Origin of the sequence: Ochrobactrum vermis, assembly GCF_002975205.1 — a bacterium.
Taxonomy (GTDB): Bacteria; Pseudomonadota; Alphaproteobacteria; order Rhizobiales; family Rhizobiaceae; genus Brucella; species Brucella vermis.
Map to the genome: position 1 here is coordinate 2,171,711 of NZ_PCOC01000001.1, position 22,497 is coordinate 2,194,207.

Below are 22,497 nucleotides of genomic sequence, written 5' to 3' on the forward strand. Positions count from 1 at the left end.
ACAATTTTCAGCGTTTGGTTTATTAATACAGGGGGAACATACGGCATCATGGGTAAGAACGGCATCACACCAGATTGGTCGCAGCAATAAAAAAGCGGAGCCGAAGCCCCGCTTTCTGTATCCCTAAACCACCATTACGAACATTGAGACCTTCCGCTTTCAGAGTGCACAGGAACCCCAAGACAATTCACCGGATTTCCACAGCTTCAAGATCGTGATTGACTCTCACCTCGGATGAGAACATTTTAGGAACATCAGCGAGCGGCGCTGATGAAATCCAGACACGTTTGGTGGCGTGTGTGTCTGCTTCACTTGGAGCAGGACAATGAATGCGGTTGCGCAGGAAAATGAATACGACAACGAAATTGAATTGGTTCTCACCCACCACAACGGCGATGCGCGGGCTGCGATAGAGACGCTTCTGAAAGATCGGGATTTTCTCGTCAAAGAGATCGAATACGCCAGTATGGCTATGTCGGTGGGCTTTGCGCGAGGCTGGAAGCCGACGGTGTTCGTGAAATGAGCGGCAGATCCCGTGGCGAGCCTCCGAAGACGCTGATCAATAGGGAATACCCGTTCCAGGTGGTTTTGTATCTCACCGATGAACTCCGCAGAGGGCTTCTGGAAGTGATTACAGACGAACATCGGCTGGGCGCCTATCGCTTGCACCGCCGTCAGTATCATGAAGGCCATCATTTCTCGATTGTGAAATTCCAGACCGAGGAAGGCCAGCAAGAGTTCATCCGGCTGAATGGCGGCGTACCTTATGACCCAACGGACAAGAAATCCAAGCCGTGGGAGACGTACTTTGATCGATGAAACCGCGTCCACCATACTTGACCGAAATGCCGGTATCGGCCCGGATCACGGATCTATTCAAATGGTACGAGTTATACGGGGTTTGTTGCCGCTGCGGGCACATCGGATCAGTCGATAGAGAGATGCTCCTACGCAAATACGGAACGCATACCTACTTCGTCGACCTGCACAGGCGTATGCGCTGCAGGGCCTGCACGACAAAAGGCTATGCTCAGTTTGGAATTACGAAAATGCCGAGGGGATAATGGCCGGATATAAAAATGACAACGCACATGTGGCCAAGGCCGGAAGTCTGTTCGTGCATCTCTGTGATTCAAAGGACTGCAAGGAATGGGGATCGTTCGGCTTCAAGGCTACATAAGGCCAGCTATGGTTTTGTCGTACTCATAAGCAGGAAGGCGAAGATGCCCTGACTGGACGGCGTAAATAACCGCGCTATTTGCGCCCGCGCTGGCTCTCAACACAGGTTTTAGCATCCTTTCCAGGTACGCATTCGTCTTCATCTAGCTTTTTCACGCGATCCTGCTTCTGCGGCCCAGAATCAGGAGGAACATGAACCGAATCTGGGTCGGAAGGCGGCTGCCCAGGCGCAGGTGGCGGGTTGCCCGGTACTTCTGGTTCTTGCGTACCTGATTGCGTTGGCATTCCCGATTCCTGAGCTGCCGCTATATTCGGAGCAATCAGTAGTAGCGCAAAAATGACTATGCTTTTCATTTTCCTACTCCGGATTTAAATCATGGAACTGCCTTACATCTTCATTCCGCATCTTACGAAGAAATGCCTATTGAACCTCCGAAGAGCCTTGTTCGCCACTGTTCTGGGGAGTTACTCCATAATAATAAGGTGTTGCGAAGATAAATCCCAAGATCACAGCAACGGCTAAAATAAAGAACAGTATCGACTTACGCATTCAATTCTCCTGTCCAAGATAGGCTAAACGAAACAGCTACCAGTCAGGTTCCATCCTCTCGACAAACATCTGTGGCGCGCTATCTGCCGAAACAGAATATTCAGGGGATCACGATGCCCAGTTTGGAAGAGACGGCGCCGATAGCGGATAGGTTGAAGGAACAACTTCTGCCAAAGTCTGCGGCCCTCTACGAGCTAATCTGGCGGAGGCGCGCATGTGCAATCTGTACAACATCGAGACAAGCCATGAGGCCATGCGCCGCCTGTTTCCGAAATTCGGAGACATGACGAACCGTATCGATCCTCAAATGGATATTTTCCCCGACTATCCAGCCCCGGTTTTGCGAAACATCAAAGGTGATGAGCCAGGGCTCGCAATGCTCCGATGGGGCATGCCTACACCGCCAGACAAGTTGAAATCAGACATCGACAGTGGAGTGACGAACGTACGCAATCTCAGGTCGGGGCATTGGCGGCCGTGGTTTGGCGTCGAGCATCGTTGCGTCGTACCGGCCACCTCATTTTCCGAGTACGGTAAAGTCCGCGATCCTAAAACTGGAAGGCTCCCCGCTCACTGGTTCGCGCTGAACGAGGATAAGCCGCTGTTTGCCTTCGCAGGCATCTGGACAAGCTGGAAAGGCATGCGGAAGAAGAAGGAAGGGCCAGTTGAGTCGATATCTTTGGCTTTCTCACGACCGAGCCGAATGCCGTGGTAAAGCCGATCCATCCAAAGGCAATGCCGGTGATTCTCCGCACCACGGAGGAAATCGACACATGGCTACGCGCTCCATGGGATGAAGCCAAGGAAATGCAAAAGCCCCTGCCCGATGCTGATCTAATCGACCTAACACCAAGCAATGACAATGAAGAATCCCAGGCAAGTTTGTTCTAGGGATGATGAAATGAAAGCCGAGTGAACGTATCAAACCCGTCCTTTTCCGAAGCATAATTTAATCTGAAATTTTATTGTCGCGGTAACGTATTAATCAAACAGGGATTTCACGCTTTAATGAAACTTGTTGTACGCAATTTAACAACGGGTTGCAGCCATTTATTAAAGTCAATAAAAATTGATACTGATTACTACGAATAAGGAAGAATATATGTACCGTCTACTCCTCGCGGCATCAATAGCCGGAACGACGATGACTTCTGCGTTTGCTCAGCAGCCAACGCCTGAACAGATGGAAATGGCTTACAATGCAGCGCGCAATCAACTTGGTGTGCTCGCATATTGTCAAGAAAAAGGCTTTATCGACGGCAGTGCATCAGAAATTCAGACGAAGATGATGACGCTTATCCCTGCTCCTGCGGACGCATCAAAAGGCGATGCAGCCGAGGCTGTCGGCAAAGAGGGCAAAGTTTCCGTCATGGGAACGGAGCAAGACCTTCAAACGGCCGCAAAGGCTCAGGGCATAGACGAAGCTAAGCTTTGCGAAATGATGGCCAGCACTCTTAAACAAGCAGCGGCAAATATGCCGAAATAAAAAAGTAGCCCCGCTCTATCGAGATGCGGGGTTCTCTTTTTAAGTGGCCCTACTGATCTCCAACGCCTTAAGTCGCTCCGCGAAATATATGATCTTGTTCAAGTCATACATGCGACTCGCCGCGCCTTTTTCTCCGAACCGATAGCAAGCCTTAAAGATGTTGCCGAGCGCAAAGGACATGCCTTTGTGCTCGATCAGATCGTTCAGTTCGGTCGCGCCAGCTGGCAATTCGTAATAGCTCGTGCTGCCGCCGTCGGAGGTGACTGCAGGAGGATCGTATACAGGCTGGCCTTCAATGGTAGCACCTACGCGCGCCCAATCAGCCATCTCACGGTCAATTCGTGCGTCTGGAACCATTAGATTTCCTCCCTGACCTTCCGCTTGGGCTCTTCGAACTTCTCAGTCACTGGGCCACCTGCGAGCAGTCCCCGGACCGAGGACAGCTTATCGCGAACAAGCGGACCAAACCGACGCGCAGCGAACGGCGGATTGTCATAACCGAACTGCGGGCAAATGCCACGATCGACGCCTTTGAGGCGCACTCCGATGAAGCTGCCCTGCGTGTAGTGCTCGAATGGGCCAATCCAGGCGATTTCATAAATTTCGCCTTCCTTGATCTCGATGAACTGCTCGAAGCCAACCTTGGCATCGATGCAGACAACCTGATCACCTACGTGGAAGTTGGTCATGGCGTCTCCCCGATCATTTCGAGAGCTTTTGTATAGCGCACTCGATGTTCCTCATCGTCGCCGTAGGTGCGCAGATTATCGCGCAGGTCTGCGATCTTCACCGGTCGCGCGATAGGGTTAGAGCAGGCCCGTTTAACGTAGACGAGATAGTCTTCATCGTCGCGTCGAGTGATCGCGTTCAAAGCCAGCACGATGTCATCATCAAAACCGAACGAATAGATATCGTTCAGCGACGTGTTCGTGTGCTCGACCATGTCGTGCATAACAGCGAGGATCTGCGTTTCACGCGTCTCCTGAGCCATCATAACTCGCAGTGGGTGCAGAATGTACGGATCGCCGTTATCGCTCTTCTGGTCCATATGCGCCGCTGCCGCTACCGCAATTGCAGTTTCAAGGTTACTCATGGTTTTTCTCCTGCGGCGCTCTCAAGCTGCTGCGCTTGCTTCAATATTACGGAACTCGACCAATACACCAAACCGCTTGCCCCGCTCGATACCCTCAATCATACCACCGCTAATGCCACGGTCACCGTAAACAACGCATTTCTCCGCCACTTGATACCAAGCAAGGCCCGCTTCAATGCCGAGTTCACGCTCATCAGGCCACATATCATCCAGCACTTGCGTGTGCAGCAAGTGGCTCGCGATCGGTGCTTCGCCCCGGCGTAGGCTATCCAGCAAACAAGCACGGGCGTATTCTGTGTTGCGCGCGGCGTCGCCGCCATACGGGCTTTCTAGGATTACGAGCGGCTTGCCGGTGTTAGCACGTTGTCGTTATAAGGTTTTGGCAGGTAACTTATAACCTTCCCGCCTGCCCTCATCTGCCGTCCTTCAACAGCCGCTCGCGCAGCGCGGTCTTCTACTTCTTCAAGCATGTTCTCTCCCCGTGTTTGTGGTGAAAGCGCCGCTTGGTGGGCGGCGCAAAAGGAATGATGGATTGCCACGATAAATGTGGTGTCAATGGATCCGCAACAAAGTCGAAAAATTGTAATTTCTAGGAAAAATACTATATAGATTATAGAAGTGGAGTTTATTAAAGAATGTCTAGTGATACCGTAGAGAAAAAAGAGACGTCAATGGAGAGAGCAGATCGTATTTCGCGCGAAATTCTTTCTGGAGAACAAGCGGCACGTGAAAAGAAAACTGCACGTCTTCGTAAAAAACGATTGGAATTAGAGCGCATTGCTGCGCTCTAATCGAGATATAAAAAGAGCGGCCCGAAGGCCGCTTATGTTCTTGTACGCCCCGTCCTCGTCGCCATGATGTTGTCAATCCGCTCCGTGAGCCCGTCGATGCGGTGCGCCACGCTTTCGATGGCCCGCATGATCTGGGAGGTTTGCTCCTGCATACCGGCCTTAGTGGCGAAAGTTTCGGCTGCGCGGAGCTTGTAGTCGGAAAGCTCCTGCCGCGTCAGGCTGGCAATAGCCGTAGCCGCGTCCGCTTTTGCAGCGTTGCGCGCTTCGGCCTTCGCGATCTGGCTTTCCACGTATTTCCAGAGGCCGAACAGAAAGCCCATTAGCATCACGATAAAGCCGACAACGGCCATGATTTCAGCGCCGGTCATCCGGTCGGGCCCTTTAGATTAAACATAGTTAATGCCGTCCTTTGTGGTCGTTTAACGTCTTGTGTGGCAACATTCCAGAATGAGACCTCGCCTCGTTCGACATATTATTCATGCAGTGCTTCGCGTGCTGTGCATTTTGTTACCGATAGTGCTGGCCCTCAGCGCAGTTGCTTTGATTGCCAACTACGAGGACGGCCGAAGTGTACTGCCGGCGGATAAAGTGCCCGGCGCAACCGACCCCACCGGCTACTAGCCCTCACGGCCGCGCCCCGCATAGTTTTTCCAGTTTGGTGTTCTCCGTAAGGATTTGGCGTTTCGTGCCATCAGTCAGGCTGTCCTCGACGCTCGGGCGGACGGGCCGGGCGACATCGCAGTAGCTACCGGCCGTCACGCATCCACCGAGACAAAGCAGCACCAACATCGCCGCCGCCAAGCTTGCTCGTTTCATCTTCGATTATCCTTGCTTTGTTGGCGGCTTTCAGCCGGTCGACGGTGACGCTTGTGGCGTTGTCCGCCCTGCCCTTGAGGTAAGCACCGCCAGAATCGCAAGGGCCGCAGCGACAGCCACGGCCCATCCAACCAAGCGCGCCTTTATTGTCGCCAGCCAAGTCATGTCGGCACTCCCGTCAAGTTAACCGCGCGCTGCTGTCCTGTGACCGGCAGCAGGTAAGCGCTCACACGCTCAAGCGCAGGCATATCAGTCAAGCAGATCATCCTTTTCTTCGCCCTCGTCTGGCGTTGCCACCTTGGAGGCATCCGCAGGCGTCGCGCCCATCTGGCCAAGCATCTGGCGGAGCAAGTTCATTGCCTGCACGCCAACTTCCTGCCCGGCCATGATCCGGCCCTGAATTGTGGCAGCCATGCCGACGAGCGTGCGGTGTGATTCATTCAGCCACGGTAGCTCTTTCGCGAACAGCTTCTAGGCTGACTTCGCCTTGATATCGGCGCTGTCCTTCAACCAGACGGGAGGAGCGCCAAGCGGGCCATTTGCGGCTGGATCTGCGCGGTTTTTGTACCGACCGGCATGCGTTTTGTCTCGCCCCTCGACTTTGGCCTTGCCGAGGGGATTTCTCGGCTTTGCCATGGAAAGAAATCCTTATGGGGCCATATTTTGAATTGGAGATGCGTGCGTTTTGCGTCCCCGCTGGTCCGGGGCTGCCGCACTTCTGGACTTTTTGACGCCCCCGGGGTCGATCAACCGACCGGCCATCCGTCAGGTCCGAACCGAACGACGTCCTGCCCGAGCTCCTCACGCTGTTTCAATCGGCTATGACACGAGGCGCAGAGGGGTTGGAGCTCGCCGTACCAGAACAGGTCTGGGTCTCCACGATGCGGGACGAGATGATCCGCTGTATCGGCAATAGTCACCTCTTCACGCTCAAGGCATTTGACGCACAGTGGCTGCTTTGCGAATAGCGCTGTCGTCTGCGCTCCCATCGGGCCAGCTTGTACCAGTTGCGCCAAGGCCTAGGATCGTACGTCATTAGTCATCCATCAGTGTCGGCGCCAAATAGTATTAATATGTTTACAGAAATATATCTCTGTGCTTAATCGATCTTCGGAACCGGACATACTCAAAGGAAGCCAACATTATGCTTTACCCAAGATATGCTGCCTTGATCCTATTTATAGGAATACTGTATCCTCCAGCTTCCCACGCCGCCAATCCATGTGCAGGAGTTAATCAGACACTCACGAAGGATCTAAAAAAGCAGTACGCTCCACTCATCGCGAAAAGCCTTAATGGGAAAGTGAGCCCTTCAAAGGTGGATATTGAATCAATCATACAATCTGGCACGTGGACGATAATCTACGCATCGACCCCGATTGCCGATCCAGGCTATTTCTTCTTCAACTCATCATCCGGCAAACCTGTGTTCAAAGATGTTTGGGGTGGTATCGCCGAAAAGGGAGACGCTCCGAAGATCGCCGAATGGGCAAGAAACCTTGGCGCCAATAAAACAATATCCACGTGTTTTGCTGGTACCGTTACTGCTGATTAAGAGTCAGCTGCTCGTTAATTGGTTGCGGGCATCGGGATCGAACCGATCATATCCGGCTTATGAGACCGGCGAGCGCACCGGCGCTCTCGCCCGCTTAATGTCGAGGTGGCAGGGTTTGAACCGACGCCCCCTTGCCCCCCAGTCAAGTGCGCAACAGTACTGAGCCACAACCAGAAATGTTCGATTTGGAACTGACGAACACTCAAGGCGTTCCTTATGCAAGGAGGAACGAGTTATGTCAGTTCGATTTCAAATCGCTGCCTTGATCAATATTATGGTCAATGCCGTTATTTTCGGCGTTGGAGCGATAACCGTGCTGTCTATCCCAACCCTGTCAGTGAACGCCATGTTGTGGCTACCCATCGTCGTTGCAGCGAGCATTGTGCTTAGTCCGCCAATATCGTGGTGGTTAGCGCCCAGGCTTCGGAACAGATACTGGCAAAAACGCAAACTGACGCATTGACCAACTGGGAGGAAAGTCATGAACAGTAACGAGATGAAAGCCTGCATTGATGCATGCTTGGCTTGTTACCAGACGTGCATCGGGAGGGCGTCCACACACTGCCTTGAAGCAGGTGGAGAACATACTGAACCGGCGCACTTCCGAACAATGCTTGCATGTGCCGAGATATGCAGGACGTGCGCCCATATCATGCTTTTGAGGACGCCTTTGCATCAAGCGGTTTGCCAAGCGTGCGCTGAAATCTGCGAAGCCTGCTCCAAGAGTTGTGAAGACCTCGATGACATGGAGGAGTGTGTCGCCGCCTGCGATCTATGCGCTGCGACTTGCCGGGAGATGCAGCTTAGTCACGAATGAATTCTCGACGGGGAGCCTACCGCAATAGGCTCAACTCGCCGAACCAACAGCCGGAGGAGAAACGGCGCTGGAATAGTTACCCCACCGGCAATGCCGACAGGGGCGGCTCTTGTAACCGCACTGAAATGAAAAAAGCCGCGCGAGGCGGCCTTGATGTAGTCTTCCCCTCATTGGGGAGCTGAAGCGGATCGGGGTGCACTACGCAGGTTGTGCGATATTCCAGATGTTTCGATACGCCAGTGGATGAAGCTCCAGATCGTCCATAGCGCCCTGCACCGCAGCTACCCACTGTCGACTTCCGCCCGCCCTGACGCGCAGATATAATCCGTCACCGTCAGAATAAATGCCGGGCTTCGTCAGGGTTCGAATCCTTGTTTCAGACAGCTTGTTGCGCGCCATGTCCGTTTCCCGTTGCCATACCTTTATATAGGAAAATACGGGAAAAACGGAAAACTGCAAGAAAAGAGACAAATAATTTCAGTAAGTTACGGGAACGGGGCGGGGGGCGCGCGCTCCGCCATTTGATTTCTTCCCAAACAGCCCATTACATCTTTCAAGACGACGGCAATTGCTGCGCCGCAACCAATCCAGTAAAAGCCGGAGGTTTGGGCCTCCGGCTGGCATTTTTAGTTCAGGCCTTCTTCCTTGAACGCCTTTTGCACGTTGGGGCGAGCCAGCACACGCTCGCGCAGTTTCAAAGCCTTGGGATAAGCGCTGAGATCAAGCTTGAGGCCGACACCCCAACCAATGATAACAGACGCATAGGCATCAGGCTGCGTGAAGTTATCGCCAAGCCAGTAAGCATTCTTATCTGACAGCATGGCTTCTAACTGGCCCAGACGACGATTGATGTTGGCGATAACGCCAGCTTTGGCTTCCTCGCTCAGGTTAGGCGCGAACAGGCCGCTGAAAGCCGAATGCAAGTCCGAGCAGAAGCCGAGCGCTTCCTGCAGGCGTGCGCGTTCGATCGTGCCATAAGCAGGCTTGAACGCCGCAACATCGGAATGGTCACCGATATATTGGAGGATTGCCGCGTTCTGCGTAATGACAGTGCCGGGTTCCACTTCCAGCGCAGGAACTGCGCCACGCGGATTGACCGCGAAATAGTCGGCACCATCTGCCGTCGTCTTGGCCTTGAGGTCCACGGCTTCCAGTTCATAAGGCAGGCCTGCTTCGCTCAGAATGATATGGGGTGCGAGCGAACAAGCACCAACCTTGTAATAAAGCTTCATGGAAATCTCCCATCGGTTTCGATGAGCGATTTCTACCTATTCTGGCGCGCCCTGCAAGAAATTGGGGATTGTGATGCACCATCATTCGAAATGATCGTCCAACCAAAGGCGATTTATCAGAAAAGCGATGCGATCCGGGCTGACTTGGAAGATTGCATTCGCGTCACGACAACCATCTTGTTGAACTCACCGCGCTTGAAGGCGCGCAGGAAACGGGCGTAGTCCTTGAACACCACACAGCCGTTGGAATCCCCACGGCGTCCCAGCATGAAAGTATGCGCCAGCAGACCATCGCGGTTATAGCGGTTGTTGCCGTCGACGGGTGTAAGTCGGATCGCCTCGACGCCATGGAACAGCGCCTCACGCATACGCAGATCATAGGTATGCGGCGGCGTCGGGCCACGGTTCTTCTGATTCACATAACGCGGGTTATCACGCATCGAACCGAGGCCGGAATGCGCCTCAAGGCGTTCTCCGCCCGGCAGATAAACGGTAGCGGCTGAAATATCGTAGACAGCGACTTTGCCGCGCGAAGCCTGATTGAGAAGCGGGGTGAACAGGCCGGAGCGCGGCTCGTCGGTTGCACCGCTTTCCGGGGCATAGGCAAGCTCGGTCTTCTCATGCATGCGGGAGCGGCGCAGCGAAGGCTTGGCGCCTGGCAGCGGCACATCGTCAGGCAGGAATGCGTCATGGGCTGTCTCATCCTCAGCCGCCGTATTGGTCTTCTGGTCCGGAGCAAGCTGCGGAACAGGAACCGCGCTGCCAGTCGGGAGGTTTGCCTGCTTTTCGACAGCGTCCGCTTCTTCGGCTTGCGAAAGAGGTTCTATCGTGCTGAAAGTCGGCGCTGCTTCCGCTGCGGCCGGCATCGGCGCGTAGGCAACCACATTCGTACCGGCAGTCACGGCAGGTTGTTCTTGCCCGACGCTTGCCACAACAGGCTCTTCACGCCGGACGCGGTCAGCGCGCAATTCAACGAGAGACGCCGTATCGACGGGTTTATCCTCGATCACGGAGCCAGGCCCAATGTCTGCAATGATCGGCTCATCGTTCGCGCTTTTGGTGCGATGCCAGTCGAGGTTGGAATAAGCGGTATCGGCAGTATAGGCATTGATGAAACTTTGCCTGATCTTCCGCGATGGCGCGATTCTGTGATCGACGACTGCAAGTGCCTGCGGTGCTGTCAACGACACCCGGCGCATGACCGGGGCGATAGGCGCAAAGGCTGGCACGACCGTTTCAAGCGTGCCGAGCGCCGTCATCATCCAGCTTCCGGCCACAAGTCCCGTCGCTGCGAAGACCGCGACGCGTGTAAAACCCTTGAAACCGAATGGAAGCCTGATGCCGTTGCTGCGCGGAGCTGCGTAGCCATACACTTCTGTTACACACGCCATGATACAAAATCCGAGTGAAGTTCAACTTTCACGGCACCGCCTTGCATGTCAGTTCGGCAAAAAGACGAACAAGACATGACAAGACGGTGACTGGAAGGTCGCCTCCAGCATCGCCAATTATGGTAACCAAATCCTTTACGGGATGAAGAAATCCGGTTCGGCGGGCTTCGGAAAATTCAGGCAGTCAAAAGATAGGTGCCCTGCGTGGCGCTCGGGAACTCCAATCCCTCCACGGCCACACGATTGCGTCCGCGATGCTTTACCCGCATGAGGGCAAGATCGGCACGGGCCGCCGTTTCCCATAATGTTTCACCACCGCGCACCATCGCGATACCGAAACTGCATGTCATCCCACGTTCCGCAGGCAACATGGGAAAACTATGTCGGGCCACACGCCCGCAAAGCCGATTGCCCAGTCGCTCGCATGTTTCCGCATCGCCGTGAACCAGAAGCACAAACTCCTCGCCACCGACGCGCCCGATAATCGTTATATTTGCCGCAGCCATTTGCAGGATCCGGGCAAACTCGACAAGAACCTGATCGCCGGTTGCATGGCCCAGCTCATCGTTGATCGACTTGAAGTGGTCGATATCGGCGATGATGACGCCATAATCACCGCGCTGGGCTTCGGTCAGGCGCAGATGCGCATGACGCTCAAGACCACGGCGATTGAAAACACCGGTCAGCGGATCGGAATCACGTTCTGCCTGCAATTCCTTAACCACATCGGAGGTCGTCACCACCAGAAGAACCAGACCGGCAAAGACACCGGCAAAGGCACCAAATATCATGATGCCCTGCCAATAGCGCGAATGTATCAGCTCCGATGGTCGGGTGATTTCGGCGGAGAGCCCCATTGCCATTCCTGCCTGCACATAGAAATGCACCGTCAACAACAGCAATGCACCGTACAGCACACGCTCGATCCAGCTTCGGCGCGCGAGATCGCGCGCCTGAATGCAAAGAACCGCCACCAGACTACCCAGGGTCAGTTGGACTGCAGGCGCAATCCGCGCATAGCTCGTATCATTTGCAATGAAATAGATCATGCCGCCCAGAAGACCGAGCCCGATCAGGCCCGACGCCAGGCGGGAATAACGTCCGCCCATGCGTACCATCACACCTTCGCAAAGCAGCCAGCCCCCTAGAAAGTGGAAAGTCGTGGCAATCGGCGACGTCAGGGTCAGGCTGTTCGAGATCAGCGATATAGGAACCAGAAGCCCGAAAGCGAAGCTGGCAAAGCTCAGACCGAACAGCAAAAGATGCCTGCGCTTCGTGTCGAGCATCCAGACGCCCAACATCGTCGCAGCAAACAACAATACTACCAGCGGCGGTACGAACTTCACAAACGGGTCCTAAATCGGTTGAAAATGGGAATGCAAAAAACGCTATTTCAAATTGAACCCAATGTGCAATTACAAACTAGGATCAAAGTCAAGTTGTCAGCTTGGAATATTTACGAGCACGAAAGCCTAACTGAGCAATCTTGAGAATAAGTGATTGCTAAAAACCAACTAAAAACAACATCATTAGGCGAGAATCTTTTTTCACGCAGTTTTGACCTTCAAATTTATCCCCAGAAGCTTTTCAGTGATCATGCGACCGATGGGTATCGAAGATGTCGCGGCCGGTGACGGCGCGTTACACACATGAAGCATTCTTTCCGTTTCCTTGAAGAGAAAATCATGCGCCAGCGTGCCGTCATCAAGGACGGCTTGCGCACGTATTCCGGCTCCTGGCGAACCAAGATCGGAAAGCTCCAGTGTCGGGCAATATTTCCAACACTCTTTCAGATAGCGCGCGCGAGATGCGGAATTGCTGAATTCGGATAGCGCCGAGCGCCAGTTCTTCCTCGCCATTTTCCAGAAGCCCGGAAACGTCGACATATCTGCGACATCGCCTGCGCGAAAACTGCCTTTGTCGTACCCTTCTCGGGAGAACCCCAGAACAGCATTCGGACCGACCGTCACGCCCCCGTCAATCGTTCGCGTCAGATGGATGCCGAGAAATGGCAGGTCGGGATCAGGGATCGGATAGATCAGATGCTTGACGATCTTCGCCTTGGATGGCGGCAGGGTGTAGTATTCGCCGCGAAACGGCACGATGCGATGGCGGATATCCAGCCCGGCAAGCCGCGCGATACGGTCCGACTGCAATCCGGCACAGGCGACCAGCTTGGAAGCGCGCGCAGTCTCCCCGTTCGCGGTTACCGTAACGCCTTTGTCATCCTCCCGGATTGCCGTGACCGGCGAATTGAGCCGTACGATACCGCCACGCTCGACGATTTCTGCAGCCATAGCCCGCGATACTTTCGCATAGTCGACAATGCCTGTCGCCGGAACGAGGAGTGCTCCGAGCCCCGAAACCGCAGGCTCGACCTCGCGTAGCGCCTGCTGATCCACATGCTGGAACATTATGTCGTTCTGGATCGCACGCTTGGCCAGAGCCTCCATGCGTTCGACCTCCTGCGGCGAGGTTGCCACCAGAAGCTTGCCGCATGTCTCGAACGGAATGGAATACTGCCTGCAAAAAGCCTTCGTGGCTTCGGCGCCTGCCCGACATAGCTGCGCCTTCAGTGAACCAGGCTGGTAATAGATACCGGCATGAATGACACCACTATTGTGTCCCGTCTGATGGCGCGCAAAGTCGCTTTCCTTCTCCAGCAGGATGATCTTTGCGCCCGGCTCTGCTTCCTGCATGGCTTTTGCCGTCGCAAGCCCGACAATACCCCCACCGATGACGCAATAATCATAATCTGCCACGAAGTCCCCTCCTCATGCTCCGCAAAGAGATAGATAGCGCCTGCCTCTTCGCAAATTCCTGTCTTGTTGCAACCCGACAAGGTTATTACCTGTTATTTATACGAATGCGGCCTTGGTTGCAGCACCGCAAAATGGCATTCTTTGCCAAACCCGTTCCCCCATGCGGAGAAGATATATGCGCCATCAGTTCGACCTTTTTGCTCCTTCCCCGGCGGAAGGAGAGAAACGGGCAGAACTACGTCCTGCCCGTACCAGGCCCGGAAAGACAACCGGCCTTGATGAAGCAGCAATGGTGCAGCAACTGAAGGACAGCGGACGCTACCGCATATTGCGTCGGCTCGATCCGCCGCCGACAGTACCGGATGCCGACAAGGTGGCCTTTCCCCGCCTTGGCGTCATTGTCGATACGGAAACCACTGGCCTCAGTGCCGCGCAGGAAGAAATCATCGAAATCGGCGCCGTGGCTTTTCGCTATGCAGACGATGGCTCCATCGGCGATGTCTGCGCCACCTTCGGCGCCTTGCAGGAACCGTCGAAGCCGATCCCCGCTGACATTACCCGCATCACCGGCATTACAGACGAGATGGTGAAGGGCCAGACGATCCCGCGCGAGAAGCTGGACGCACTCATCACCGAAGCCGATATCATCATCGCGCATAATGCCGGTTTTGACCGTCCGTTTCTCGAACGTTTCTCAATCGCTTTCGCCGACAAGCCATGGGCTTGCTCGGTCAAGGAAATCGACTGGACGGCACGCGGCTTCGAAGGCACCAAGCTTGGTTATCTGATCGGCCAGAGCGGTTATTTTCACAACGGGCACCGCGCCGAGGATGACTGCCAGGCACTGCTCGCCGTGCTGAAGGAACAATCCGGCGAGACAACACCTTTTGCCGAGCTGCTGAAAGCCAGCCAGAAATCGCGCCTGCGCATCTATGCCGAAAACAGCCCCTTCGACATGAAGGACAAGCTGAAGGAGCGCCGCTATCGCTGGTCGGATGGCAGCGACGGACGCCCGAAATCGTGGTGGACGGAGATCGGCGAAGATGAACTCGACGCCGAGCTCGACTATCTGCGCACCGAGATTTACGGTTGGCGCGATGCCGATCCGTTGATCCAGAAGCTTACCGCCGTGGATCGTTACAAGGAACGCGCGCCGCTCAGGCCCGGTAAATAGCAAGGATGGGACTTAGCCCCCTCATCCTGAGGAGAGGTCCTGAGCTTGTCGAAGGACATCGTCTCGAAGGGTGAGGAGGCGACGGGGCGAAATTCTAGCCTTGCCGCCCGCACCCCTCGCCCTTCGAGACGGCGCTTCGCGCTTCCTCAGCAGAGGGATGCTGGTTTGGTGATCAGGCGAGAACCGGCCAAGGGCGCTGCGCTGGCCGGATATTTTCGTAAGCTTGCGCCAGTCGCAACACGCCCAGATCATCGAACCGCTGGCCGAAAATCTGCAAGCCGATTGGCAATCCCGTCGATGTATAACCGCAATTGATCGAGACCGCCGGTTGCTCCGACATGTTCATCGCAACTGTGAAGGCGATGTGCTCGAAAGGACGCTGCGGATCATTGACCGGCGATGCCCATTCCGCCGGATAGGTCGGCATTGGAGAGGTCGGCGAAATGATGAAGTCGAAATCCTTGGACGCGACAAGCGCCGCATTGCGCATTGCGTCGATCTGCGCGAAACCGGAATAGACCTCTTCCCCGTTCAGCGCTTCAGCGGTTTCGGTCCACTGATATATGTAAGGCAGGATTTTCGCCCGGTTTTCCGGCGTCATCTTCTTCACATCCGCCCAGGACCGCGCGCGCCAGAAGCGGTCGAGACCGTCGATCATGGTGCGATTGAGGAATGGGGCGACCGGCTCGATGATCGCGCCCGCATCGGCAAATGCTTTCGCGGCTGCTACCACCGCAGCGCGGGTTTCATCGCCGGTCGGCTCGCCGAAACCGGCATCGAGCCAGAGGCCGATCTTCAGACCCTTGACGTCGATATTCAGGTCCATCCAGTCAATGTCCTGATAGGGCAGGCTCATGGCGTCGCGGCGGTCGGGCCGCGACAGCACCGACATGTAAAGCGCGCTGTCGGCGACCGTGCGGGTCATCGGACCCGCTACGCGGCCGAGGAATGCCGGATCAATCGGAATACGCCCGAAGGACGGTTTCAGACCGACGAGACCGCACCAGCCCGCAGGCAGGCGGATGGAGCCGCCAATATCGGTGCCGATATGCAAAGGACCGTAACCGGCGGCACCGGCGCTGCCTGCACCGGCACTGGAACCACCCGGATTCGTGTTCATGTCCCACGGATTGCGCGCAAGCTTGTGGAAGCTCGACAGGCCCGATGACAACATGCCGAGATCGGGCATGGTGGTCTTGGCGAGCAGCACGCCGCCAGCCTCGCGGGTGCGGGCCGCAGGCGGTGCGTCAGCGGCGGCAGGCTTCAGCGGCAACGCCGCACAGCCAAGAGGAACCGCCGTGCCTTCGGTCGCGATATTTTCCTTGATCGTCAGCGGCACACCATCGATGGGACCGGCAGGTTCGCCCTTCGACCAGCGCGCTTCCGAGGCCTTGGCCGCCGCACGCGCGGCATCCGGGTCATACGCCCAAAGCGCATTCAGCTTCGGCTCACAGGCTTCGATGCGGGTGATGACGGCTTCCGTGACCTCGACCGGCGAAAGCGACTTCGCCTGATAGGCGGACACGAGTTCGACGGCTGACAAATCGGCAAGATTCGACATTGGATATTTCCTCAAATCACTCAGGCAATTTCAGTGTGGAATCGGATCGCCGCACGCGCTTGCGGCGACCGGAGAAAGGCTTTGGCACGGCATCGACCAGCGCCCGTGTATAGTCGTGCTGCGGATTGTCGAACACCGCATTGGTCGGCCCTTGCTCGACGATATTGCCGCGATAGATCACTGCAACGCGGTCAGTGATTGCGCGCACGACGCCGAGGTCGTGGCTGATGAAAAGATAGGAAAGGCCGAACTTTTCCTGCAAATCCATCATCAGGTTCAAGACCTGCGCCTGGATGGAAACGTCGAGCGCGGAGACCGGCTCGTCGGCGACGATCAGCGCCGGTCTGGTGATCAGGGCGCGGGCAATGGCAATGCGCTGGCGCTGCCCGCCGGAAAACTCATGCGGATATTTTTCCGCCGATGCTTTTGGTAGGCCAACCGCCTCCAGCACTTCCGCCACGCGGTCGTCGCGGTCCTTGGAACTGGTGCCGCTTTCCAGTGACACAATCGGCTCGGAAATAATCCGCTTCACCGTATGGCGCGGATCGAGCGAGCCATAGGGGTCCTGAAAAATCGCCTGAAAGCCTTTGCGCGCCTCGCGCAGGCCCGAGCGATCCAGCGCATAGATATCCTGTCCGTTGATGAGAATCTGACCCGATTGCGGGCGCTCCAGCCCCATCACGGCGCGGGCCAGCGTGGATTTGCCGGAACCGCTTTCGCCGACAATGCCAAGGCTTTGACCGGCTTCGATCTCGACATTCACACCATGCAACACCCGCAATGCGCTGGGCTTCGAAAAGAACGATGCGCGCGGAAGCTGATATTCGCGCACCACATCGCGCACCTGTAAAATCATCTGGCTCATGAAACCACCTCGCCTTCACGCGGATGCAGGCAGGCGGCGCGATGCACGATGCCGTCATTCTCGGCGATGAAATCGAGCCCCGGCATTGCCTGTCGACAATCGTCCTGCACAAAGGCGCAGCGATCGGCAAAGGTGCAATGAGGCGGACGCGCCAGCGGGTCCGGCACGACGCCCGGAATGGCGGCAAGGCGCTGGCGTTTGCCCGTGGCGTGGCTGCGCACCAGTGCGGCCCCATGCGGCGAGGCTGCAAACAAGCCGCGTGCATAGGGATGCGCCATGCGGTGGAAGACGGCTTCCGTGCGTCCGGTCTCGACAATGCGGCCCGCATACATGACAGCGATACGGTCGGTCATTTCCGACACCACGCCGAGATCATGGGTGATCAGCATCAGAGCCGTGCCGGTTTCATCGATCAGTTCGTCCATCAGATCGAGAATCTGCGCCTGCACGGTGACATCGAGCGCCGTTGTCGGCTCATCGGCGATCAGCAGGTCCGGCTCGCAGGCAATCGCCATGGCGATCATCACGCGCTGGCGTTGCCCGCCTGACAGCTGATGCGGATAGAGATCGAGATTGAAGCGCGGCGCAGGCAGCCCGACGCGATCCAGAAGGCGGCGCGCTTCACGCTCCGCATCGGCGCGGCTTTCGCCCAGATGCAGGCGGCGACCTTCGGCAACCTGCGCACCGATGGACTTGACCGGATTGAGCGCCGTCATCGGCTCCTGAAAGATCATCGCCATGCGCCGTCCGCGCATCTTGCACAGTTCCGCTTCCGGCTTGTTCGCCAGATCCTCGCCGTCGAAACGCAAGCGACCGCGCACCCGCATCCGATCGGGCAGCAAACCCATGGCGGCAAGGGCGGTGATCGACTTGCCGCTGCCGGATTCGCCCACGATGCCGAGGCGTTCGCCACGGTTCAGCGTCAGCGTAATGCCGGAGACAATATCTGCGGAACGGTCGCCGAAGGGCAGCTCGACAGACATATCGTCCATCTCAAGCAATGGAGCTGTCATCTTTGCCTCCTGACGCGCGGGTCAAGCACATCGCGCAATCCGTCACCCAGCATGTTGAGGCCAAGCACGGCGAACGTGATGGCAAGGCCGGGGAAAATGGCGAGCCATGGCGCGTCGTAAATAAAGGTCTGTGCGTCGTTGAGCATCTTGCCCCAGCTTGGCATGGGCGGCTGGGTGCCAAGCCCGACATAGGAAAGGCCCGCTTCGGCAACGATGGCGAGCGCGAACTGGATCGTCGCCTGCACGATCAGCACATGGTTGATATTGGGCAGCACATGCAAAAGCGTGATCGACACATCGCCGCGACCAGCGCAACGGGCTGCCTGCACATATTCGCGTTTCCAAAGCCCCAGCGATGCGCCGCGCGTGACACGGGCAAACACCGGAATGTTGAAAATGCCGATGGCGATCATCGCATTCACGGCGCCGGGGCCGAAGACCGCCGTGATGATCACCGCCGTCAAAAGTGCCGGAAAGGCGAAGGCCAGATCGGTCATGCGCATGACGAAACCGTCCACCATGCCGCCGCGTGCCGCCGCGAAGGCGCCAAGCGGAATGCCGATCCCCGCGCCGACCAGCACGGCAATGATCGACACCGCGATGGAATTGCGCGCGCCGACCATGATCATGGAAAACACGTCGCGACCGAAATTATCCGTGCCGAACAGATGATTGAGGCTTGGCCCCTGCAACTTGTCGCGGAAATTCATGGCCGTCGGCGAATAGGGCGTCCAGAAAAAGGAGATGAGCGCCATCGCAACCAGGATAACCGTGATCAGCGTGCCGATGGTCAGGCTGCGGCTCAAAAGCACCGTTCGGAAAAAGCCCGGCTTCGGCAGGATTTGCGTGTCTTGCTTTGCTGGGCTCATCGGCTGCCTCCCGTTGAAAGGCGCGGGTCGATAAAACCATAGACAAGATCAACGATGAAATTGACCGCGATCACGGAAGCGGCAAGCAGCGTTACCAGCGACTGCACGGTGACGAGATCGCGCTGCGCAATGGCCTGAAACACCAGCCTTCCAAGGCCGGGCAGATTAAATACGTTTTCGATGATGATGGTTCCCGCCAGCAGAAAGGAGAATTGCAGCCCGATGATGGTGACAACCGGGATCAGCGCATTGGGCACGGCATGACGCCAGAGTGCTGACGTGCGTGTCAGGCCCTTGGCGCGCGCGGTCCGCACGAAATCCTCACCCAGCGTTTCAATGACGGCGGAGCGGGTCACGCGGGCCAGAATGGCGGCAAGCGGCAGCGCGAGCGCCAGTGCAGGCAGAAACAGCGAGCGAATGCCGTTCCAGAAGCCACCTTCCCAACCCGCAAAACCCGAGGCCGGAAACCAGCCGAGCTGCAAGGCAAACAGCAGGATCAAAAGCAGGCCGAGCCAGAAATTCGGAATGGCGACACCAACCTGCGCAACGCCCATGGAAAGCACGTCGCCGACCTTGCCGCGCTTGGACGCCGCATAGACACCGACCGGAATGGCGACCGCGACCGACAGAACCATGGACAAAAGAGCCAGCGGCAGCGTGACCATGATGCGCGGTCCGAGCAATTCGCTGATCGGCACGGAATAGGTATAGCTCGTGCCGAAATCGCCTTTGAGAAAGCCGCCGATCCATGTGAGATAGCGCCACCAGATCGGCTGGTCGAGGCCGAGCTGGGTGTGGAGCGCGGCCAGCGTTTCAGGCTGCGCATTGATGCCGAGGATCACCGCCGCCGGGTCGCCCGGCAGAACCTGCATCAGCAGAAAGACGATGACGGAAGCCGCAAGCGTCGTCAGCAAGAGCGAGACCAACCGCCCGGATATGTAAGCCAGCAAAGCGACCTCCTTGAAAAGACGGACATCCGCTTTCCACATTCCAACTCGCCGCACGCTCTCCCCTTATCTTTATGGAGCGCACAACCATTCGTGTTGTCTTCCGCCCCTTTGCCAAAGCGCCGGGGCGGAGGTTCTTATTCGGCCCAGTAAGCCTGGGTCAGATCATCAGCCGGGATCGGCATGTTCTTCCACAGACCCTTGACGTTTTTGTTCCAGACGCCGATTTTCGGCAGCGCATAGAGGAAGACATTCGGTTCGTCGGCGGCCAGTTTTTCCTGCAACTTCTTGACGAGTTCCAGCTGTTCCTCGTCGCTGCCAGCCTCGGCATAAGACTTGTAGAGCGCCTTATAATCCGGGTTGTTATAGTTGAAGTAGTACTTGTCGCGGGCATAGATATCGAGATCGCGCGCTTCGGTATGGGCGATGATCGTCGCGTCGAAATCCGACCGCTTGAATACCTGATCCAGCCACTGCGCAAACTCGATCGGCACGAGATTGACCTGAATGCCGACCTCGGCCAGCATCGCCGCAATGATCTCGCCGCCGCGACGCGCATAGGCCGGTGGCGGCAGCGTGATGGTGATCGACGTGCCTGCCGGAACACCAGCCTCTTCCAGAAGCTGCTTGGCTTTGGCCGGATCATAGGGATAGGTCTGCGAGAGATCGACATAGCCCGGATCGACCGGCGAATAATGCGAGCCGATCGGCGTGCCGAAGCCCGAATAGGTGCCTTCGATCAGCGCCTTGCTGTCAATGGCATGGGCCAGCGCCTGACGCACCTTCACATTATCGAACGGCGCTTTCGCATTGTTCAGCGACAGCAGAACCTTGCCCGCGGTATCGCCCACTTCAACCTGCAACTTGTCGTCGCTCTTGAAGCGGCTGATCAGTTCTGGGGCCTGGAACATCGGGAAGACGTCGATGTCACCGGCAAGGATGGCGGCAGCGGCAGCCGAAGGGTCGCTGACGAAACGGAATGTGACGGCAGAAAGCTTTGCAGGCTCGCCCCAGTAATCCGCATTGCGCTCCAGTTCGACACGGTCGCCCTGCACCCAGCGCTTGAACTTGAACGGACCTGTGCCGACCGGCTTGGTCTTGTTCTCGCCAGCCGAATTCGGTGCGATCATCACCGCGTCGCCCCAGCCCATATTGAACAGGAAGTTCGAGGTCGGGCGCTTCAGCGTGACAACGGCGGTCGCAGGATCAGGACATTGCGTGCTGTCAATCGGCGCAAACAGGCCCTTTTGCGCATTGGTGGAATCCGGAGCGACGGCGCGCTCATAAGAGAACTTCACCACCGAGCAGTCGAACGGCGTCCCGTCATGAAACTTCACGCCCTGACGCAGCTTGAACGTATAGGTCTTCTTGTCGTCGGAGACGGTCCAGCTTTCAGCCAGAAGCGGCTTCACCGTGCCGTCTTCGACAATGCGCACAAGACCTTCATAAAGGTTGGCATAGGTAACCTGCCGGATACCGGCGGCAGCATTGGCGGTCGGGTCCAGACCCGGCGGCTCCAGCACTTCGCCGACCACCAGCGTGTCTTTCGCGAAGGCACCGTTGATCGATGCCAGCATCGTAGCCGTTATAAGCCCGGCTTTCAGTAAGTTACCCATGGGTTCCCCTATCCCTCCAACTTTTAAATCGAGCGCCCGCCATCCACGTCGAGCGCAACCCCTGTAATCATAGAGGCAGCGGGCGAGCAAAGGAAAGCCGCCGCTTCAGCCAGATCGTCAGGTTTCAACAGGCGGCCCATCGGGATGGAATCGCGGAACTTCTTGCGGATTTCTTCGGTGTCCTCACCCATGAACGTGGTGAGCAACGGCGTCTCACCGGCAACCGGGTTCAACGCCACAACGCGGATTTTCGACGGTGCGAGTTCAATGGCAAGCGCCTTCGTCACCGAAACGACCCAGCCCTTGGTCGCGTTGTACCAGGCGAGGTTCGGACGCGGGCGACCAGCGCCGGTCGAAGCGACGTTCAATATAACGCCTTCGCCATTGCCCTTGAAATGCGGAATGAGCTTGCGCGTCATCAGATAGACGCCGCGCACATTGACGCCGAGAATGCGGTCGAACTCTTCCGGCTCCACCAGTTCGGCATTTTGCGGCTTGTGACCAATGCCGGCATTGTTGATCAGAATATCGACCTTGCCGAATTTCGACAGAGCGGCTTCCACCGCTGCATCGACATCGGCTTCCTTGGAAATATCGGCAGCCACGGCCAACGCCGCATCGCCGATTTCGCCTGCGACGCGCTCAGCGCCTGCCTTGTCGCGGTCAACGATGACGACCTTTGCGCCGCCGTCAGCAAAGCGCTTTGCCATGCCTTCGCCAAACCCTGAACCTGCTCCCGTGATGAGCGCGACCTTACCTTCAAGCGACACTATGCTTCTC

General features: G+C 56.6%; 29 protein-coding genes, 1 tRNA gene and 1 pseudogene. 8 read left to right on the plus strand and 23 right to left on the minus strand.

Annotated features, from left to right (window positions below; translation table 11 throughout):
- Positions 1–325: 325 nt before the first annotated feature.
- Together CQZ93_RS10745 and CQZ93_RS10750 are read left to right on the plus strand one after the other, a co-directional pair.
- Positions 326–523, plus strand: a complete 198-nt coding sequence (locus tag CQZ93_RS10745; protein ID WP_105542551.1) for a hypothetical protein — start codon at positions 326–328, stop codon at positions 521–523.
- Positions 520–819 carry a hypothetical protein gene (locus CQZ93_RS10750; protein WP_105542552.1) on the plus strand — a complete coding sequence of 100 codons (300 nt, stop codon included), beginning with the start codon at positions 520–522 and terminating at the stop codon, positions 817–819. The genes CQZ93_RS10745 and CQZ93_RS10750 overlap by 4 nt, the downstream gene beginning before the upstream one ends.
- A gap of 435 nt (positions 820–1,254) precedes the next feature.
- Here the strand turns inward: CQZ93_RS10750 and CQZ93_RS10760 are convergent, their stop codons facing one another.
- Positions 1,255–1,533: a hypothetical protein gene (locus tag CQZ93_RS10760; RefSeq protein ID WP_105542553.1), complete on the minus strand. Its 279-nt coding sequence runs from the start codon at positions 1,531–1,533 to the stop codon at positions 1,255–1,257.
- Positions 1,534–1,943: 410 nt separating this feature from the next.
- On the opposite strand from CQZ93_RS10760, the pseudogene CQZ93_RS10765 reads away from it, so the two are divergent.
- Positions 1,944–2,620, plus strand: a pseudogene (locus CQZ93_RS10765) (SOS response-associated peptidase).
- Positions 2,621–2,831: 211 nt separating this feature from the next.
- Positions 2,832–3,215, plus strand: coding sequence for a pore-forming ESAT-6 family protein (locus tag CQZ93_RS10770; protein WP_105542554.1), 384 nt, complete (start codon positions 2,832–2,834; stop codon positions 3,213–3,215).
- Positions 3,216–3,254: 39 nt separating this feature from the next.
- Here CQZ93_RS10770 and CQZ93_RS10775 read toward each other — a convergent pair whose 3' ends face one another.
- The 4 genes from CQZ93_RS10775 to CQZ93_RS26905 are packed head-to-tail and all read right to left on the minus strand — an operon-like array spanning position 3,255 to position 4,644.
- A complete protein-coding gene (locus CQZ93_RS10775; RefSeq protein ID WP_105542555.1) occupies positions 3,255–3,572 on the minus strand; it encodes a hypothetical protein in 318 nt (105 codons plus the stop codon).
- The gene (locus CQZ93_RS10780; RefSeq protein ID WP_105542556.1) at positions 3,572–3,904 is read right to left on the minus strand and encodes a hypothetical protein; all 333 of its coding nucleotides are present in this window, start codon (positions 3,902–3,904) and stop codon (positions 3,572–3,574) included. Before CQZ93_RS10780 ends, CQZ93_RS10775 begins: the two co-directional genes overlap by 1 nt.
- A complete protein-coding gene (locus CQZ93_RS10785; RefSeq protein WP_105542557.1) occupies positions 3,901–4,308 on the minus strand; it encodes a GTP pyrophosphokinase in 408 nt (135 codons plus the stop codon). Before CQZ93_RS10785 ends, CQZ93_RS10780 begins: the two co-directional genes overlap by 4 nt.
- A gap of 21 nt (positions 4,309–4,329) precedes the next feature.
- The gene (locus CQZ93_RS26905) at positions 4,330–4,644 is read right to left on the minus strand and encodes a DUF7768 domain-containing protein (protein ID WP_105542558.1); all 315 of its coding nucleotides are present in this window, start codon (positions 4,642–4,644) and stop codon (positions 4,330–4,332) included.
- A gap of 299 nt (positions 4,645–4,943) precedes the next feature.
- Between CQZ93_RS26905 and CQZ93_RS26620 the strand changes: the two genes are divergently transcribed.
- A complete protein-coding gene (locus CQZ93_RS26620; protein WP_181153338.1) occupies positions 4,944–5,099 on the plus strand; it encodes a hypothetical protein in 156 nt (51 codons plus the stop codon).
- Between the two features lie 32 nt (positions 5,100–5,131).
- On the opposite strand, the gene CQZ93_RS10795 is transcribed toward CQZ93_RS26620, so the two are convergent.
- From CQZ93_RS10795 to CQZ93_RS10810, 5 genes are all read right to left on the minus strand, one after another.
- Positions 5,132–5,467, minus strand: coding sequence for a hypothetical protein (locus CQZ93_RS10795; RefSeq protein ID WP_105542559.1), 336 nt, complete (start codon positions 5,465–5,467; stop codon positions 5,132–5,134).
- 377 nt (positions 5,468–5,844) lie between these two features.
- Entirely contained in the window at positions 5,845–6,075 is a 231-nt protein-coding gene (locus tag CQZ93_RS26625) for a hypothetical protein (protein ID WP_105542560.1), read from the minus strand.
- A gap of 89 nt (positions 6,076–6,164) precedes the next feature.
- A complete protein-coding gene (locus tag CQZ93_RS26910; RefSeq protein WP_286153066.1) occupies positions 6,165–6,329 on the minus strand; it encodes a hypothetical protein in 165 nt (54 codons plus the stop codon).
- A gap of 57 nt (positions 6,330–6,386) precedes the next feature.
- Entirely contained in the window at positions 6,387–6,551 is a 165-nt protein-coding gene (locus CQZ93_RS26915; RefSeq protein ID WP_286153068.1) for a hypothetical protein, read from the minus strand.
- A 110-nt stretch (positions 6,552–6,661) separates the two neighbouring features.
- Positions 6,662–6,904, minus strand: a complete 243-nt coding sequence (locus tag CQZ93_RS10810; protein ID WP_286153470.1) for an HNH endonuclease signature motif containing protein — start codon at positions 6,902–6,904, stop codon at positions 6,662–6,664.
- A gap of 155 nt (positions 6,905–7,059) precedes the next feature.
- Between CQZ93_RS10810 and CQZ93_RS10815 the strand changes: the two genes are divergently transcribed.
- A complete protein-coding gene (locus tag CQZ93_RS10815) occupies positions 7,060–7,470 on the plus strand; it encodes a hypothetical protein (RefSeq protein WP_105542561.1) in 411 nt (136 codons plus the stop codon).
- Between the two features lie 19 nt (positions 7,471–7,489).
- On the opposite strand, the gene CQZ93_RS10820 is transcribed toward CQZ93_RS10815, so the two are convergent.
- Positions 7,490–7,565, minus strand: a tRNA-Met gene (locus CQZ93_RS10820).
- A gap of 386 nt (positions 7,566–7,951) precedes the next feature.
- Between CQZ93_RS10820 and CQZ93_RS26925 the strand changes: the two genes are divergently transcribed.
- On the plus strand, positions 7,952–8,287 hold the full coding sequence (locus CQZ93_RS26925) for a four-helix bundle copper-binding protein (RefSeq protein WP_105542563.1): 336 nt from the start codon (positions 7,952–7,954) through the stop codon (positions 8,285–8,287).
- 198 nt (positions 8,288–8,485) lie between these two features.
- Here CQZ93_RS26925 and CQZ93_RS26630 read toward each other — a convergent pair whose 3' ends face one another.
- The 5 genes from CQZ93_RS26630 to lhgO form a co-directional block, all read right to left on the minus strand.
- Entirely contained in the window at positions 8,486–8,686 is a 201-nt protein-coding gene (locus tag CQZ93_RS26630) for an Arm DNA-binding domain-containing protein (RefSeq protein ID WP_181153339.1), read from the minus strand.
- Positions 8,687–8,913: 227 nt separating this feature from the next.
- A complete protein-coding gene (gst, locus tag CQZ93_RS10840) occupies positions 8,914–9,519 on the minus strand; it encodes a glutathione transferase (RefSeq protein WP_105542564.1) in 606 nt (201 codons plus the stop codon).
- Positions 9,520–9,635: 116 nt separating this feature from the next.
- Entirely contained in the window at positions 9,636–10,910 is a 1,275-nt protein-coding gene (locus CQZ93_RS10845) for a DUF2778 domain-containing protein (RefSeq protein WP_105542565.1), read from the minus strand.
- Between the two features lie 176 nt (positions 10,911–11,086).
- A complete protein-coding gene (locus CQZ93_RS10850) occupies positions 11,087–12,256 on the minus strand; it encodes a GGDEF domain-containing protein (protein ID WP_105542566.1) in 1,170 nt (389 codons plus the stop codon).
- 201 nt (positions 12,257–12,457) lie between these two features.
- Positions 12,458–13,672: an L-2-hydroxyglutarate oxidase gene (gene lhgO, locus CQZ93_RS10855; RefSeq protein ID WP_105542567.1), complete on the minus strand. Its 1,215-nt coding sequence runs from the start codon at positions 13,670–13,672 to the stop codon at positions 12,458–12,460.
- Positions 13,673–13,847: 175 nt separating this feature from the next.
- Here lhgO and CQZ93_RS10860 point away from each other — a divergent pair, with 175 nt between their 5' ends.
- On the plus strand, positions 13,848–14,846 hold the full coding sequence (locus CQZ93_RS10860) for a 3'-5' exonuclease (RefSeq protein WP_105542568.1): 999 nt from the start codon (positions 13,848–13,850) through the stop codon (positions 14,844–14,846).
- Positions 14,847–15,018: 172 nt separating this feature from the next.
- Here the strand turns inward: CQZ93_RS10860 and CQZ93_RS10865 are convergent, their stop codons facing one another.
- From CQZ93_RS10865 to CQZ93_RS10895, 7 genes are all read right to left on the minus strand, one after another.
- Positions 15,019–16,407 carry an amidase gene (locus CQZ93_RS10865; protein ID WP_105542569.1) on the minus strand — a complete coding sequence of 463 codons (1,389 nt, stop codon included), beginning with the start codon at positions 16,405–16,407 and terminating at the stop codon, positions 15,019–15,021.
- Positions 16,408–16,423: 16 nt separating this feature from the next.
- Entirely contained in the window at positions 16,424–17,272 is an 849-nt protein-coding gene (locus CQZ93_RS10870) for an ATP-binding cassette domain-containing protein (RefSeq protein ID WP_105542570.1), read from the minus strand.
- Positions 17,269–18,285 (minus strand): ABC transporter ATP-binding protein, encoded by a 1,017-nt coding sequence (locus tag CQZ93_RS10875; protein ID WP_105542571.1) that lies wholly within the window; start codon positions 18,283–18,285, stop codon positions 17,269–17,271. The genes CQZ93_RS10870 and CQZ93_RS10875 overlap by 4 nt, the downstream gene beginning before the upstream one ends.
- Complete coding sequence (locus CQZ93_RS10880; protein WP_105542572.1) at positions 18,282–19,154, minus strand: ABC transporter permease; 873 nt, start codon at positions 19,152–19,154, stop codon at positions 18,282–18,284. Before CQZ93_RS10880 ends, CQZ93_RS10875 begins: the two co-directional genes overlap by 4 nt.
- Positions 19,151–20,104 carry an ABC transporter permease gene (locus tag CQZ93_RS10885; protein ID WP_105543271.1) on the minus strand — a complete coding sequence of 318 codons (954 nt, stop codon included), beginning with the start codon at positions 20,102–20,104 and terminating at the stop codon, positions 19,151–19,153. The genes CQZ93_RS10880 and CQZ93_RS10885 overlap by 4 nt, the downstream gene beginning before the upstream one ends.
- Before the next feature lie 134 nt (positions 20,105–20,238).
- Entirely contained in the window at positions 20,239–21,717 is a 1,479-nt protein-coding gene (locus tag CQZ93_RS10890; protein WP_105542573.1) for an ABC transporter substrate-binding protein, read from the minus strand.
- 23 nt (positions 21,718–21,740) lie between these two features.
- Positions 21,741–22,487, minus strand: coding sequence for an SDR family oxidoreductase (locus tag CQZ93_RS10895; protein WP_105542574.1), 747 nt, complete (start codon positions 22,485–22,487; stop codon positions 21,741–21,743).
- Positions 22,488–22,497 lie beyond the last annotated feature (10 nt).

What these genes read in the sequence shown, in the direction of transcription:
- CQZ93_RS10780 (WP_105542556.1), bottom strand. Translation starts at nt 3,904, where the DNA reads ATGACCAACTTCCACGTAGGTGATCAGGTTGTCTGCATCGATGCCAAG.
- CQZ93_RS10860 (WP_105542568.1), top strand. Translation starts at nt 13,848, where the DNA reads ATGCGCCATCAGTTCGACCTTTTTGCTCCTTCCCCGGCGGAAGGAGAG.
- CQZ93_RS10845 (WP_105542565.1), bottom strand. Translation starts at nt 10,910, where the DNA reads ATGGCGTGTGTAACAGAAGTGTATGGCTACGCAGCTCCGCGCAGCAAC.
- CQZ93_RS26915 (WP_286153068.1), bottom strand. Translation starts at nt 6,551, where the DNA reads ATGGCAAAGCCGAGAAATCCCCTCGGCAAGGCCAAAGTCGAGGGGCGA.
- CQZ93_RS26630 (WP_181153339.1), bottom strand. Translation starts at nt 8,686, where the DNA reads ATGGCGCGCAACAAGCTGTCTGAAACAAGGATTCGAACCCTGACGAAG.
- CQZ93_RS10770 (WP_105542554.1), top strand. Translation starts at nt 2,832, where the DNA reads ATGTACCGTCTACTCCTCGCGGCATCAATAGCCGGAACGACGATGACT.
- CQZ93_RS10880 (WP_105542572.1), bottom strand. Translation starts at nt 19,154, where the DNA reads ATGAGCCCAGCAAAGCAAGACACGCAAATCCTGCCGAAGCCGGGCTTT.
- CQZ93_RS10870 (WP_105542570.1), bottom strand. Translation starts at nt 17,272, where the DNA reads ATGAGCCAGATGATTTTACAGGTGCGCGATGTGGTGCGCGAATATCAG.
- CQZ93_RS10890 (WP_105542573.1), bottom strand. Translation starts at nt 21,717, where the DNA reads ATGGGTAACTTACTGAAAGCCGGGCTTATAACGGCTACGATGCTGGCA.
- CQZ93_RS26620 (WP_181153338.1), top strand. Translation starts at nt 4,944, where the DNA reads ATGTCTAGTGATACCGTAGAGAAAAAAGAGACGTCAATGGAGAGAGCA.
- CQZ93_RS10865 (WP_105542569.1), bottom strand. Translation starts at nt 16,407, where the DNA reads ATGTCGAATCTTGCCGATTTGTCAGCCGTCGAACTCGTGTCCGCCTAT.
- CQZ93_RS26925 (WP_105542563.1), top strand. Translation starts at nt 7,952, where the DNA reads ATGAACAGTAACGAGATGAAAGCCTGCATTGATGCATGCTTGGCTTGT.
- gst (WP_105542564.1), bottom strand. Translation starts at nt 9,519, where the DNA reads ATGAAGCTTTATTACAAGGTTGGTGCTTGTTCGCTCGCACCCCATATC.
- CQZ93_RS10795 (WP_105542559.1), bottom strand. Translation starts at nt 5,467, where the DNA reads ATGACCGGCGCTGAAATCATGGCCGTTGTCGGCTTTATCGTGATGCTA.
- CQZ93_RS10875 (WP_105542571.1), bottom strand. Translation starts at nt 18,285, where the DNA reads ATGACAGCTCCATTGCTTGAGATGGACGATATGTCTGTCGAGCTGCCC.
- CQZ93_RS10760 (WP_105542553.1), bottom strand. Translation starts at nt 1,533, where the DNA reads ATGAAAAGCATAGTCATTTTTGCGCTACTACTGATTGCTCCGAATATA.
- CQZ93_RS26910 (WP_286153066.1), bottom strand. Translation starts at nt 6,329, where the DNA reads ATGGCTGCCACAATTCAGGGCCGGATCATGGCCGGGCAGGAAGTTGGC.
- CQZ93_RS10750 (WP_105542552.1), top strand. Translation starts at nt 520, where the DNA reads ATGAGCGGCAGATCCCGTGGCGAGCCTCCGAAGACGCTGATCAATAGG.
- CQZ93_RS10785 (WP_105542557.1), bottom strand. Translation starts at nt 4,308, where the DNA reads ATGAGTAACCTTGAAACTGCAATTGCGGTAGCGGCAGCGGCGCATATG.
- CQZ93_RS10745 (WP_105542551.1), top strand. Translation starts at nt 326, where the DNA reads ATGAATGCGGTTGCGCAGGAAAATGAATACGACAACGAAATTGAATTG.
- CQZ93_RS10815 (WP_105542561.1), top strand. Translation starts at nt 7,060, where the DNA reads ATGCTTTACCCAAGATATGCTGCCTTGATCCTATTTATAGGAATACTG.
- CQZ93_RS10810 (WP_286153470.1), bottom strand. Translation starts at nt 6,904, where the DNA reads ATGGGAGCGCAGACGACAGCGCTATTCGCAAAGCAGCCACTGTGCGTC.
- CQZ93_RS10775 (WP_105542555.1), bottom strand. Translation starts at nt 3,572, where the DNA reads ATGGTTCCAGACGCACGAATTGACCGTGAGATGGCTGATTGGGCGCGC.